Annotated in this window: 10 protein-coding genes and 1 pseudogene; 8 read left to right on the top strand and 3 right to left on the bottom strand. The window is 67.5% G+C overall.

The features are described 5' to 3' along the window. The first annotated feature begins 71 nt into the window (after positions 1 to 71). The 7 genes from OG413_RS06400 (at position 72) to tuf (ending at position 9,968) form a co-directional block, all read left to right on the top strand. Positions 72 to 3,971 carry a DNA-directed RNA polymerase subunit beta' gene (locus tag OG413_RS06400; RefSeq protein ID WP_266803417.1) on the top strand — a complete coding sequence of 1,300 codons (3,900 nt, stop codon included), beginning with the start codon at positions 72 to 74 and terminating at the stop codon, positions 3,969 to 3,971. 199 nt (positions 3,972 to 4,170) lie between these two features. Beyond that, a complete protein-coding gene (locus OG413_RS06395; protein ID WP_266803416.1) occupies positions 4,171 to 4,902 on the top strand; it encodes a hypothetical protein in 732 nt (243 codons plus the stop codon). Positions 4,903 to 4,913: 11 nt separating this feature from the next. Beyond that, positions 4,914 to 5,345, top strand: a complete 432-nt coding sequence (locus OG413_RS06390) for a hypothetical protein (RefSeq protein WP_266803415.1) — start codon at positions 4,914 to 4,916, stop codon at positions 5,343 to 5,345. A 255-nt stretch (positions 5,346 to 5,600) separates the two neighbouring features. Continuing rightward, on the top strand, positions 5,601 to 5,972 hold the full coding sequence (gene rpsL / locus OG413_RS06385; protein ID WP_003948652.1) for a 30S ribosomal protein S12: 372 nt from the start codon (positions 5,601 to 5,603) through the stop codon (positions 5,970 to 5,972). A gap of 2 nt (positions 5,973 to 5,974) precedes the next feature. Then, the gene (gene rpsG, locus OG413_RS06380) at positions 5,975 to 6,445 is read left to right on the top strand and encodes a 30S ribosomal protein S7 (RefSeq protein ID WP_003966970.1); all 471 of its coding nucleotides are present in this window, start codon (positions 5,975 to 5,977) and stop codon (positions 6,443 to 6,445) included. Positions 6,446 to 6,483: 38 nt separating this feature from the next. Next, entirely contained in the window at positions 6,484 to 8,613 is a 2,130-nt protein-coding gene (fusA, locus tag OG413_RS06375) for an elongation factor G (RefSeq protein WP_266803414.1), read from the top strand. Between the two features lie 161 nt (positions 8,614 to 8,774). Next, positions 8,775 to 9,968: an elongation factor Tu gene (gene tuf, locus OG413_RS06370; protein ID WP_266803413.1), complete on the top strand. Its 1,194-nt coding sequence runs from the start codon at positions 8,775 to 8,777 to the stop codon at positions 9,966 to 9,968. 122 nt (positions 9,969 to 10,090) lie between these two features. Here the strand turns inward: tuf and OG413_RS06365 are convergent, their stop codons facing one another. From OG413_RS06365 to OG413_RS06355, 3 genes are all read right to left on the bottom strand, one after another. Then, positions 10,091 to 10,813 carry a trypsin-like serine protease gene (locus OG413_RS06365; protein WP_266803412.1) on the bottom strand — a complete coding sequence of 241 codons (723 nt, stop codon included), beginning with the start codon at positions 10,811 to 10,813 and terminating at the stop codon, positions 10,091 to 10,093. Between the two features lie 229 nt (positions 10,814 to 11,042). Further along, the gene (locus OG413_RS06360; RefSeq protein WP_266803411.1) at positions 11,043 to 12,599 is read right to left on the bottom strand and encodes a hypothetical protein; all 1,557 of its coding nucleotides are present in this window, start codon (positions 12,597 to 12,599) and stop codon (positions 11,043 to 11,045) included. A 78-nt stretch (positions 12,600 to 12,677) separates the two neighbouring features. Further along, entirely contained in the window at positions 12,678 to 13,172 is a 495-nt protein-coding gene (locus tag OG413_RS06355) for a GNAT family N-acetyltransferase (protein WP_266803410.1), read from the bottom strand. A 78-nt stretch (positions 13,173 to 13,250) separates the two neighbouring features. Between OG413_RS06355 and OG413_RS06350 the strand changes: the two are divergent. Beyond that, positions 13,251 to 14,044, top strand: a pseudogene (locus tag OG413_RS06350) (SDR family oxidoreductase). The last annotated feature ends 17 nt before the right edge of the window (positions 14,045 to 14,061 follow it).

Genomic DNA, 14,061 nt, shown 5'->3' with positions numbered 1-14,061 from the left:
CATTGCTGAAGTGCCCCATTTCTCGCTTTGACGCGAGGGGCTCGAACCCCCGAAAGAGGGATTGACGACAAGTGCTCGACGTCAACTTCTTCGACGAGCTGCGGATCGGCCTTGCCACCGCGGACGACATCCGGACCTGGTCGCACGGCGAAGTGAAGAAGCCGGAGACCATCAACTACCGCACGCTCAAGCCCGAAAAGGACGGACTCTTCTGCGAGAAGATCTTCGGTCCTACCCGGGACTGGGAGTGCTACTGCGGCAAGTACAAGCGTGTCCGCTTCAAGGGCATCATCTGTGAGCGCTGCGGCGTCGAGGTCACTCGCGCCAAGGTGCGTCGTGAGCGGATGGGCCACATCGAGCTTGCCGCTCCCGTCACCCACATCTGGTACTTCAAGGGCGTCCCGTCGCGCCTCGGCTACCTGCTGGACCTCGCGCCGAAGGACCTCGAAAAGGTCATTTACTTCGCCGCGTACATGATCACGTTCGTGGACGAGGAGCGTCGTACCCGCGACCTGCCGTCCCTGGAGGCGCACGTCTCCGTCGAGCGTCAGCAGACCGAGAACCGTCGCGACTCCGACCTGGAGGCCCGCGCCAAGAAGCTTGAGACCGACCTGGCCGAGCTTGAGGCCGAGGGCGCCAAGGCCGACGTACGCCGCAAGGTGCGCGAAGGTGCCGAGCGTGAGATGAAGCAGCTGCGTGACCGTGCGCAGCGCGAGATCGACCGTCTCGACGAGGTGTGGAACCGCTTCAAGAACCTCAAGGTCCAGGACCTGGAGGGCGACGAACTCCTCTACCGCGAGCTGCGTGACCGCTTCGGCACGTACTTCGACGGCTGCATGGGCGCCGCCGCGCTCCAGAAGCGCCTGGAGTCCTTCGACCTGGATGAAGAGGCCGAGCGGCTTCGCGAGATCATCCGCACCGGCAAGGGCCAGAAGAAGACCCGTGCGCTCAAGCGCCTCAAGGTCGTCTCCGCGTTCCTGCAGACCAGCAACAAGCCCAAGGGCATGGTGCTCGACTGCGTGCCGGTCATCCCGCCGGACCTGCGTCCGATGGTGCAGCTGGACGGTGGCCGCTTCGCGACCTCCGACCTGAACGACCTGTACCGCCGTGTGATCAACCGCAACAACCGCCTCAAGCGTCTCCTTGACCTCGGTGCCCCCGAGATCATCGTGAACAACGAGAAGCGGATGCTGCAGGAGGCCGTCGACGCGCTGTTCGACAACGGCCGCCGCGGTCGCCCGGTCACCGGTCCCGGTAACCGTCCCCTGAAGTCCCTCAGCGACATGCTGAAGGGCAAGCAGGGCCGTTTCCGTCAGAACCTCCTCGGCAAGCGCGTGGACTACTCCGCGCGTTCCGTGATCGTCGTCGGCCCGCAGCTCAAGCTGCACCAGTGCGGTCTGCCGAAGGCCATGGCGCTGGAGCTCTTCAAGCCGTTCGTGATGAAGCGCCTGGTGGACCTCAACCACGCGCAGAACATCAAGTCGGCCAAGCGCATGGTCGAGCGTGGCCGCACCGTCGTGTACGACGTCCTCGAAGAGGTCATCGCCGAGCACCCGGTGCTGCTGAACCGTGCACCCACCCTGCACCGCCTCGGCATCCAGGCCTTCGAGCCGCAGCTGGTCGAGGGCAAGGCCATCCAGATCCACCCGCTCGTCTGCACCGCGTTCAACGCGGACTTCGACGGTGACCAGATGGCCGTGCACCTGCCGCTCTCAGCGGAGGCGCAGGCCGAGGCCCGCATCCTGATGCTGTCCTCGAACAACATCCTGAAGCCGGCCGACGGTCGTCCCGTCACCATGCCGACCCAGGACATGGTGCTGGGGCTGTTCTTCCTCACCACCGACGGTGAGCTCCGTGACACCAAGGGCGAGGGCCGCGCGTTCGGCTCCACGGCCGAGGCGATCATGGCGTTCGACGCCGGTGAGCTGGCGCTCCAGTCGACCGTCGACATCCGCTTCCCGGTGGGCACCATGCCGCCGCGTGGCTGGGTGCCGCCGGTCGCCGAGGAGGGCGAGCCGGAGTACCAGCCGGGCGACACCTTCCGGCTGCGTACGAGCCTGGGCCGCGCGCTCTTCAACGAGCTGCTGCCCGAGGACTACCCGTTCGTCGACTACTCGGTGGGCAAGAAGCAGCTCTCCGAGATCGTCAACGACCTGGCCGAGCGCTACCCCAAGGTCATCGTGGCGGCGACGCTCGACAACCTGAAGGCGGCGGGCTTCCACTGGGCGACGCGTTCCGGCGTCACCGTGGCCGTTTCGGACATCGTCGTGCCCGAGGCCAAGAAGGCCATCGTCAAGGGCTACGAGGAGCAGGACGAGAAGGTCCAGAAGCAGTACGAGCGCGGTCTGATCACCAAGGACGAGCGCACGCAGGAGCTCATCGCGATCTGGACCAAGGCGACCAACGAGGTTGCCGAGGCGATGAACGCGAACTTCCCGAAGACGAACCCCATCTTCATGATGGTTGACTCGGGTGCCCGAGGAAACATGATGCAGATGCGTCAGATCGCCGGTATGCGTGGTCTGGTGTCGAACGCGAAGAACGAGACGATCCCGCGTCCCATCAAGGCGTCGTTCCGTGAGGGCCTCACCGTTCTGGAGTACTTCATCTCCACGCACGGTGCCCGTAAGGGTCTGGCGGACACCGCCCTGCGTACCGCCGACTCGGGTTACCTGACCCGTCGTCTGGTGGACGTCTCGCAGGACGTGATCATTCGCGAGGAGGACTGCGGCACCGACCGCGGCCTCAAGCTGAAGATCGCGGTCAAGGGTGCCGACGGCGTGCTCCGCAAGACGGACGACGTCGAGACCTCGGTCTACGCCCGCATGCTCGCCGAGGACGTCGTCGTCGACGGCAAGGTCATCGCGCCTGCCAACGTCGACCTCGGTGACGTCCTGATCGACGCCCTCGTGGGCGCCGGCGTCGAGGAGGTCAAGACCCGTTCGGTCCTGACCTGTGAGTCCGCGGTCGGCACCTGTGCCTTCTGCTACGGACGCTCGCTCGCCACCGGCAAGCTGGTCGACATCGGTGAGGCGGTCGGCATCATCGCCGCCCAGTCCATCGGTGAGCCCGGTACCCAGCTGACGATGCGTACCTTCCACACCGGTGGTGTGGCCGGTGACGACATCACCCAGGGTCTGCCCCGTGTCGTCGAGCTCTTCGAAGCCCGTACGCCCAAGGGTGTCGCCCCGATCTCGGAGGCGGCAGGCCGCGTCCGGATCGAGGAGACCGAGAAGACCAAGAAGCTCGTCGTCACCCCGGACGACGGCAGCGAGGAGACGGCGTTCCCGATCTCCAAGCGTGCCCGTCTGCTCGTGGGCGAGGGCGACCCGGTCGCGGTCGGCCAGAAGCTCACCGTGGGTGCCACCAACCCGCACGACGTGCTGCGCATCCTCGGCCAGCGTGCGGTCCAGGTCCACCTGGTCGGCGAAGTCCAGAAGGTCTACAACTCGCAGGGCGTGTCGATCCACGACAAGCACATCGAGATCATCATCCGGCAGATGCTGCGCCGTGTGACGATCATCGAGTCCGGCGACGCGGAGCTGCTTCCGGGCGAGCTCGTCGAGCGCTCGAAGTTCGAGGTCGAGAACCGTCGTGTGGTCACCGAGGGCGGTCACCCCGCCTCCGGCCGTCCGCAGCTGATGGGTATCACCAAGGCTTCGCTCGCCACCGAGTCGTGGCTGTCGGCGGCGTCCTTCCAGGAGACGACCAGGGTTCTGACCGACGCGGCGATCAACGCCAAGTCGGACTCCCTGATCGGCCTCAAGGAGAACGTCATCATCGGTAAGCTCATCCCGGCCGGTACGGGTCTGTCCCGCTACCGCAACATCCGGGTCGAGCCGACCGAGGAAGCCAAGGCCGCGATGTACTCGGCCGTCGGCTACGACGACATCGACTACTCGCCGTTCGGCACGGGCTCCGGCCAGGCCGTTCCGCTGGAGGACTACGACTACGGTCCGTACAACCAGTAAGCGAGTCGTCAGCGACTGACCACAGGGCGGTCACCCCGGACAACGGGGTGGCCGCCCTGCGGCGTGGGTAGGCCCTCGGTGACCCGTACGCGCAGCCGGGAGCCGTTGAGGGCTTCACGGGCGGATATGGCCGGCGGGGCAGGCCAGGCTTGGGGACGGTGGGGGGACCGCTGTGGAGACGGCACGAGTCTTTTTCGGGATGGCAGCTGCGCTGGCAGTGCCCTGGGGCGCCGGATGGCACCGCTCCAGGCCGGGCGCCGGCCTTCTCTTCGTGGGCCTGTACGGGCTCTACTGCATCGCCCCCTACACCGGCCACGTCCAGGCCTGGTCGGCCCTCGGAACAGCCGTGCTGGTCATGCTCGGGTCCTTTCTGTGGCAGCACCCGCCGGCGCTGCCTTCTCTCGGCTTCTCGCTGCAGGTGCCACTGACCTCGGGTTCCGGAGCCCGTACGCGCAGAGCGGGAGCGGTTCTGATGGCAGGCGCGGCGTTACTGGCTGCGTGGACCGGCGGCGTGAAGACGGCCTCGCTCGTGTCCGACCTGGTGCTCAGCGACCGAGCCGCGGTTCAGGTGTCCGCGCTGCTGCTGGCCGTCTTCGGTGGCGGTGCCCTGGCGAAGGCGGCGACGGCCTCCGTACGGGCCGAGGTCGAGGCGATGCCTGAAGGGCCGGAGAAGAGCAAGGCCGTGGAGTTCATGGGCGGGAGCCGGCGCATCGGACTGCTGGAGCGCGGGTTGCTCTTCGTCTTCATCGCGGCGGGCCAGCCGGAGGCCGCAGCTCTGGTGCTGGCGGCGAAGTCCCTGGCGCGGGTGCCCACGAACGACCACGGCAAGCATGCTTCCGAGTACTTCCTCATCGGTACGCTGGCCAGCGTCATCGCGTCGCTGGCGATGGGGATGGCCGCGCGTGCCGCGGTGGGGCTGCCGGTCCTCTAGAAGGAGAGCCATTGAACCTCTGCGATCATCCGCTCGTCGGAAAGCTCACCTCGCTGGGGCTGGCGCGGGGGGACTTCGTGGTGGCCGGCAGCGGCCCGCTGCTGGCACACGGACTCAGGAGCTCGGTGGGCGATCTGGACATCGTCGCCAGAGGTTCTGCCTGGAAGCGGGCCATCGAGCTGGCCGACCCGGTGCCGGCCCCCTCCGGGCACGGGCAGATGGTGCTGCTGTTCGACGGTGGCCTGGAGATCTTCGACCGCTGGCTTCCGGGATCGGCGGGACCCGATGAGCTCATCGACGGCGCCGAGTGGGTGCAGGGCCTCCCCTTCTGCCCGCTGCGGGAGGTGCTGAAATGGAAGCGGACCTCGCTGCGCCAGAAGGACCGGGAGGACATTCTCCTGATCCAGAAACACCTGGACGGGGAAGTACTGGATCTTGAATGAGCCCCGGCGTGTCATGGTGGACAGCATTTGTTTTGACCGGAGTGCGTGAGGTAGGTACGCTCAAGCCTTGTGCCTGGGGTGTGCCTGGGCTCGGGTGCGTGTCCTCAACCGCATGGCGAGTCCGTAAGTGGCCACCGCAATCTGCGCCCCTTCTGCCCCTAGGGCAGGAGCCTGCAGTATTCGACACACCCGACCGCGTGGGTCGGCGATGTTCCAGGTTAGTTTCACGAACGGCACACAGAAACCGGAGAAGTAGTGCCTACGATCCAGCAGCTGGTCCGGAAGGGCCGGCAGGACAAGGTCGAGAAGAACAAGACGCCCGCGCTCGAGGGTTCGCCCCAGCGTCGTGGCGTCTGCACGCGTGTGTTCACGACCACCCCGAAGAAGCCGAACTCGGCCCTCCGTAAGGTCGCGCGTGTGCGTCTGACCTCCGGTATCGAGGTCACGGCCTACATCCCGGGTGAGGGACACAACCTGCAGGAGCACTCCATCGTGCTCGTGCGTGGTGGCCGTGTGAAGGACCTGCCGGGTGTTCGTTACAAGATCATCCGCGGCTCCCTTGACACCCAGGGTGTCAAGAACCGCAAGCAGGCCCGCAGCCGCTACGGCGCCAAGAAGGAGAAGTAAGAATGCCTCGTAAGGGCCCCGCCCCGAAGCGCCCGGTCATCATTGACCCGGTCTACAGCTCTCCTCTTGTCACCTCGCTGATCAACAAGATCCTGCTCGACGGCAAGCGTTCCACCGCCGAGCGGATCGTGTACGGCGCCATGGAAGGCCTCCGCGAGAAGACCGGCAACGACCCGGTCATCACGCTGAAGCGCGCGCTTGAGAACGTCAAGCCCTCGCTCGAGGTCAAGTCCCGCCGTGTCGGTGGCGCCACCTACCAGGTGCCGATCGAGGTCAAGCCCGGTCGCGCGTCCACCCTCGCTCTGCGCTGGCTCGTCGGTTACTCCCGCGCGCGCCGCGAGAAGACCATGACCGAGCGCCTCATGAACGAACTGCTCGACGCCTCCAACGGCCTCGGCGCTTCGGTCAAGAAGCGTGAGGACACCCACAAGATGGCCGAGTCGAACAAGGCCTTCGCGCACTACCGCTGGTAGTCGCTACCCACATCGAGACCGAGAGAAGATTGAGCCTTATGGCCACCACTTCGCTTGACCTGGCCAAGGTCCGCAACATCGGGATCATGGCCCACATCGACGCGGGCAAGACGACCACCACCGAGCGGATCCTCTTCTACACCGGCGTTTCGTACAAGATCGGTGAAGTCCACGACGGCGCTGCCACGATGGACTGGATGGAGCAGGAGCAGGAGCGCGGCATCACGATCACGTCCGCCGCGACGACCTGCCACTGGCCGCTCGATGATGTTGACCACACCATCAACATCATCGACACCCCGGGTCACGTCGACTTCACCGTCGAGGTGGAGCGTTCGCTCCGCGTCCTCGACGGTGCTGTCACCGTGTTCGACGGTGTCGCGGGCGTCGAGCCCCAGTCCGAGACTGTCTGGCGTCAGGCGGACCGCTACGGCGTGCCGCGTATCTGCTTCGTCAACAAGCTCGACCGCACCGGAGCCGAGTTCCACCGCTGCGTCGACATGATCGTCGAGCGCCTGGGCGCGGTTCCCCTCGTCATGCAGCTCCCCATCGGCGCCGAGGCCGACTTCAAGGGCGTCGTCGACCTCGTGTCGATGAAGGCCTTTGTCTGGCCCGAAGAGGCCGCCAAGGGTGAGATGTACGACACCGTCGACATCCCCGACACGCATGTCGAGGCTGCCGAGGAGTGGCGCGGCAAGCTGCTCGAGGCCGTCTCGGAGAACGACGACCAGATGATGGAGCTGTACCTGGAGGGCGTCGAGCCCACCGAGGAGCAGCTGCACGAGGCGATCCGTCGGATCACCCTGGCGTCGAAGGGCAGTGCCGACTCGGTCACCGTCACCCCGGTGTTCTGTGGCACGGCGTTCAAGAACAAGGGCGTTCAGCCCCTGCTCGACGCCGTTGTGCGCTACCTGCCTTCCCCCCTGGACGTCGAGGCCATCGAGGGCCACGACGTCAAGGACCCGGAGAAGGTCATCCAGCGCAAGCCCTCGGACGACGAGCCGTTCTCCGGCCTGGCGTTCAAGATCGCGAGCGACCCGCACCTGGGCAAGCTCACCTTCGTCCGGATCTACTCCGGTCGCCTCGAGGCCGGCACCGCGGTGCTGAACTCGGTCAAGGGCAAGAAGGAGCGCATCGGCAAGATCTACCGCATGCACGCGAACAAGCGTGAGGAGATCGCGTCGGTGGGCGCCGGTGACATCATCGCCGTCATGGGCCTGAAGCAGACCACCACAGGTGAGACGCTGTGTGACGACAAGAACCCGGTCATCCTGGAGTCCATGGACTTCCCGGCGCCGGTCATTCAGGTCGCCATCGAGCCCAAGTCCAAGGGTGACCAGGAGAAGCTGGGTGTTGCCATCCAGCGTCTCTCGGAGGAGGACCCCTCCTTCCAGGTGCACTCCGACGAGGAGACCGGCCAGACCATCATCGGTGGTATGGGCGAGCTTCACCTCGAGGTGCTCGTCGACCGCATGAAGCGCGAATTCCGCGTCGAGGCGAACGTCGGCAAGCCCCAGGTCGCGTACCGCGAGACGATCCGCAAGGCCGTCGAGCGCATCGACTACACGCACAAGAAGCAGACTGGTGGTACCGGCCAGTTCGCGAAGGTGCAGATCGCCCTTGAGCCCATCGAGGGTGGCGACGCCTCCTACGAGTTCGTCAACAAGGTCACCGGTGGCCGTATCCCCAGGGAGTACATCCCCTCGGTGGACTCGGGTGCCCAGGAAGCCATGCAGTTCGGCATCCTGGCCGGTTACGAGATGGTCGGCGTCCGCGTCACCCTTCTCGACGGTGGTTACCACGAGGTCGACTCCTCGGAGCTCGCCTTCAAGATCGCCGGTTCGCAGGCGTTCAAGGAGGGTGCCCGCAAGGCCTCTCCCGTGCTCCTTGAGCCGATGATGGCCGTCGAGGTCACCACGCCCGAGGACTACATGGGCGATGTCATCGGCGACCTGAACTCCCGCCGTGGCCAGATCCAGGCCATGGAGGAGCGCAGCGGTGCTCGCGTCGTGAAGGGCCTCGTGCCCCTCTCGGAGATGTTCGGCTACGTCGGAGACCTCCGCAGCAAGACCTCGGGTCGCGCAAGCTACTCGATGCAGTTCGACTCCTACGCCGAGGTTCCGCGGAACGTCGCCGAGGAGATCATCGCGAAGGCCAAGGGCGAGTAGCTCACCCGAGTTCACGCTTTAGGCTTGTCACCGGAGCCCGGTGCGGCATTCGACGCAGAGCGCAAGCAATCGTGTCGAATGCCCCCGGCCCCGGCATCCCAGCAAAGATCACCTGGCGCCGATGAAGCAAGGCGTACAGAACCACTCCGCAGGAGGACCAAGTGGCGAAGGCAAAGTTCGAGCGGACTAAGCCGCACGTCAACATCGGCACCATCGGTCACATTGACCACGGTAAGACGACCCTTACGGCCGCCATTACCAAGGTGCTGCACGACGCGTACCCGGACCTGAACGAGGCCTCGGCCTTCGACCAGATCGACAAGGCTCCCGAGGAGCGCCAGCGCGGTATCACGATCTCGATCGCGCACGTCGAGTACCAGACGGAGTCGCGTCACTACGCGCACGTCGACTGCCCGGGTCACGCCGACTACATCAAGAACATGATCACGGGTGCGGCGCAGATGGACGGCGCCATCCTCGTGGTCGCGGCCACCGACGGCCCGATGCCGCAGACCAAGGAGCACGTGCTCCTGGCCCGCCAGGTCGGTGTCCCGTACATCGTCGTCGCCCTGAACAAGGCCGACATGGTGGACGACGAGGAGATCATGGAGCTCGTCGAGCTCGAGGTCCGTGAGCTCCTCTCCGAGTACGAGTTCCCGGGCGACGACCTTCCGGTCGTGCGTGTCTCGGCGCTCAAGGCTCTTGAGGGCGACAAGGAGTGGGGCCAGTCGGTCCTGAACCTGATGGCCGCCGTGGACGAGGCCATCCCGCAGCCCGAGCGTGACGTCGAGAAGCCGTTCCTCATGCCCATCGAGGACGTCTTCACGATCACCGGTCGCGGTACGGTCGTCACCGGCCGCATCGAGCGTGGTGTCCTGAAGGTCAACGAGACCGTCGACATCGTCGGTATCAAGACCGAGAAGACCACCACCACGGTCACCGGCATCGAGATGTTCCGCAAGCTGCTCGACGAGGGCCAGGCCGGTGAGAACGTCGGTCTGCTCCTCCGTGGCATCAAGCGCGAGGACGTCGAGCGCGGCCAGGTCATCATCAAGCCGGGTTCGGTCACGCCGCACACCGAGTTCCAGGCGCAGTCCTACATCCTGTCGAAGGACGAGGGTGGCCGTCACACCCCGTTCTTCAACAACTACCGCCCGCAGTTCTACTTCCGTACCACGGACGTAACGGGCGTTGTGACCCTCCCCGAGGGCACCGAGATGGTCATGCCGGGTGACAACACCCTCATGGACGTCGCGCTGATCCAGCCGGTCGCCATGGAAGAGGGCCTGAAGTTCGCCATCCGTGAGGGTGGCCGGACCGTGGGCGCCGGCCAGGTCACCAAGATCATCAAGTAGTTTCTGCTTGATCGTCTGACCTGGTAGCTCGCTGAGCTGCAAGAAGGGCCCCGTACCTCTCGCAAGAGAGGTACGGGGCCCTTCGCTTTGTGCCGGGGACCGGTACGGCCGAAGGCCGAAGGTCAGACGCCCGCGACCGACTGGATCCAGGATCGGTACGCGGTGACATTCGTGTACGCGGTCGTGGTCTGCCGGTCACTGGTCGAGGCGACGCCGACCTGGACACCGCCCGCCGTCATCGGGCCGCCCGAGTCGCCGCCCGCGGTGATGCCGTTGCCGCGGCGCGCGCAGATCGCCGAGCCCCCGTACGCGTCGGTGCAGCCGCCGCTCACGGTCACATTGGCCACCTTCAGGTAGCGGGACTGGCAGTTGATCTCGGAGCCGCACTGCGAGGTGGCACCCCAGCCGAACACCTGGACGCTCTGCCCGACGCTGACCGAGCCGGGCTGGCCCAGCGGGGAGTAGGTGCCCTGTACGGAACGGTCCAGGCGCACCAGCGCCAGGTCCGCGCTGTGGGTGTAGGTCTGGACGCCGTTCGCCACCGTGCCGCCGCTGTGCTGGTCGAGGCTGCCGATACGGAACGACAGCCCGCCGCCCGCGACGCAGTGCTTCGCGGTGAGGATCCACGTCGGCGCGATGATCGTGGACGAACAGGTCTCCTGGCCGTTGGAGAAGAGGCGCGCGGCCCAGGGGGCGTTCTGCGCGTAGCCGCCTCCGATGATCGGCTGGACGGCCTGGGCCGAGGGGGCGGGGGTGGCCTGGGAGGCCGAGGCGGTGGGTGCGAGGAGGGCGAGGACGGAGACCGCCGCGGCGGCGAGGGCGGGCACGAACCTGGCTATTCGCATGGTTCCTCTTTCGGGGGGAGGCACGCCGGAGGCGTGTCCGTGGGGGTCGGTCGGCCCCCAGGGTCCCGAAGTCGGAGTGAACCGGGTACTCACGCTTGGTCACAACGCGGCGTTATACCCCGCTCGCGCGCGGTCACCGGCAGGGCTCGTCGCCCGTGCCGGGCGGTGGTACCCGACGTACGGGGCTGGTCGCCCGTACGGGGCGGTGGTTACGGCGGGACGGACGCCGTTACCCGGTCACGGCCGCGACGACCGACGCGATGATCGCGAGGGCGGGCTGCGCGATGTCGGCGGCACCGGCGAGCATCTCCCGCAGCCGTTCCGCCCGCAGCCGGACGCCGGGTGCGTCCGGTTCGGGTTCCGCGGTGAGCCGGGCCAGGTCGTGCACGGCGGCTGCGGCCTCCTCGCGTTCGGCGTCGGCGAGGTCGGTGCTGGAGAGGGTCAGCCGGAGCAGGCTGCGCAGCTCCTCGTGGCACGGGGCCGTTCCGTGCTGGTTCTGGAAGTCCTGGACGACGGTGTCCACGGGGCGGTTGATGAAGGTGGTGTTCTGGCCGTGGAAGTGGAAATTCTCGGTCACGGATGCTCCTGGGGTGAGAACGACCCGGCAGTTGTCGAGGTGGTAGTCGGTGCTGGGCGCGGGGGCGGGCCGCAGCGCGTCCCTGATCGCCCGCTGGGCCGCTTCGACGGCGGCGAAGGCGGCGCCGTCCAGGTCAGGGCCCCGGCCGCTGTGCAGCAGTGCGCGCAGTGCGGTCCGGGTGTCGCTCTCGGCACTGTCCGGCCGGCTCGCGAACGACAGCGGCCCGCGGCGGCCGTCCGACGGCGGCTCCCCCTCCGGAGGGGCACTTTCGAGGACCTTGGCGATGCGGCCGAAGAGGGTGCGGAAGTACCGCGGGGTGACGTCCTCCACCGGGAAGACGATCTTCCGCTCGCCCCAGGGCAGTCCGGGGCGGCTGTCGAAGAAGACCAGACAGGGCAGGAGTTCGGGGTCCACCTTCAGTACGGCGGCGATCTTGTAGGCGCCCTGGGGGTCGTACGGCTGCCAGTGCAGCCACCGCATGGACGAGAGCACCCGGTACGGTTCCGGCTCCAGGCGGGTCCGCCAGTACTTCCGTGCCTCGGCCCATCTGGCCTGCCGCTCGACGACGAAGACCCGGGTGTTCGGCCCGGACAGGGCGTTGAGGTCCTCGAAGTGCGTCCGGACGTACGTCGCCAGCTCCACGTCCGCCGTGGTGTAGAGGAGCACGCCCCACAGCCGAGGCCCGTCGGCGGGGGCGGTCCCGTTCATCGCGAGCTGCAGATGCTCCAGCAGGACGGCCGGATTCGCGGCCGGGCCCATGCGGTAATCGCCCTGCGCGGTGCGTTCGACGCACAGGACGACGAGGTCGTCCTCGGCCAGACCGGCCCGCTCCAGCGTCAGCCCGTCCTCGTAGCGCTCGTCGGTGACGGGATCGGCCAGCCAGGTCCGCAGCACCCGGTCGCTCAGGAACGGGTCCGCTCCGTCCGCCGGTGGCTCCGTATCCGGCTGGGCGACACCGCGATGGCGGGCCTCGCCCAGCGCGTACGCCAGGCATTCGGCCACGGTCATGGACGGCGGTACGGAGATCTCGAAGGCATGACCGAGCGTGGCCTCGTACAGCTCGTGCCAGCGGGCCGATGTGTCGTCCGTGCCGCGGGAGGAGGCGGGGCCGAAGGACTCCAGACGGTCGAGCCGCCATGCGGTCCGGTTCCCGTAGCGGCCGTAGAAGGTGGCCCAGTCACCTTCTAGGACATCGATCAGCAGACGCACCGAGCCTCCCCCGAGAGCCGTGGAGGATCAGGCTAGGCCGCCGGACCGGGCACGTCCGGGCGAATGGGGAAAGTGGGGTCAGGCCGCCGGTTCGCGGACCATGAACACGTCGATCGGGTCCTGGCGCTCCTCGATGAAGCCGTGCCGCTCGTACAGCGCCCGCGCGGCGCTGCCCTGGAGCACGTCCAGCCGCACGGTGACGCGGTCGCGGTCGGCCCGCGCGAGGAGGGAGCGCAGGACACTCGTACCGATGCCCCGGCCCTGGAGCGCGGGGGAGAGGTAGAAGTTCTCCAGCCACCACCCGCCCGCCGTGCCGTCCGCCGCGCCGCCCGTCGCGGCGTCCTGTACGGGGCGCAGGGTCACGCACCCCGCGAGCGCTCCGTCCACGAGGATCACCGAGGTGTGCTCCGGCGCGTACACATCGCGCAGCCGCTGCCGTACGCGGTGCTCGTCGTACCGGCCCAGCCGCTCCAGGTCGGGGCGCATCACCAGGGCCCGGAGCTCGGCTATGGGCTCGACGTCGTCGGGGGTGGCGGCGCGCAGGGCCCAGCCGGACTTGGTGCTCGTGGACATGGCCGGATTCTGTCAGGTGAGCTGTTTCATCCATCCGCCGGTCCGCCGGGACGGCTGATGCCTAAGGGGGAGCCGATCATGGGGGAACCGGACGGCAGGGTTGCACCGGTGACGGGCGGCTCGCGGGGGATCGGGCGGGCGGTCGCCCTGCGGCTCGCTTCCGAGGGGGCGCTGGTCGCGGTCCACTACGGCAGCGACGACCCGGCCGCCGCAGAGACCGTGGCGCGGATCGCCGAGGCCGGAGGCCGGGCGTTCGCGGTGCGGGCCCGGTTCGGCGAGAGCGGTGCGGTGCGGTGGACCAGTTGTTCACCGGGCTCACCGCCGGGCTGGTGGACCACGGCGTGGACGGCGTGGACGGCCTGGACATCCTGGTCAACAACGCGGGCATCCACTCAACCCGTTCGATCGGGCAGCTCACCGAGGAGGAGTTCCAGCGGCTGCTGGCGGTCAACGTGAGCACCCCGCTCTTCGTCATCCAGCGGGCGCTGCCCCTGCTGCGGGACGGCGGACGGATCGTGAACATGGGCTCCGCGGCGACCCGGATCGCGGACCCCGGCCAGATCGGCCACACCGTCACCAAGGCGGCGCCGGCGGCCCTCGGCCCGTCGCTCGCCAACCAGCTGGGCCGGCGGGGGATCACCGTGAACACGGTCGAACCCGGGGTGGTGCTGACCGACATGATCGCCCCCTACGCCGCGGTTCCCGAGGCGGTCGCCGCACTGGAGTCGATCACCGCGCTCGGGCGGATCGGCGAGCCGGAGGACGTCGCGGATGTGGTGACTTTCCTCGCGGGCCCGCAGGGCCGCTGGGTGACCGGCCAGACCATCGATGTCTCCGGCGGTACCTGCCTGGGACCGATCGCGCCTGAGTGAGTCGTCCGGAGCGCGTA

This window comes from Streptomyces sp. NBC_01433 (assembly GCF_026340105.1).
Lineage (GTDB): Bacteria > Actinomycetota > Actinomycetes > Streptomycetales > Streptomycetaceae > Streptomyces.
This window is presented reverse-complemented; position numbering and strand designations above follow the sequence as displayed.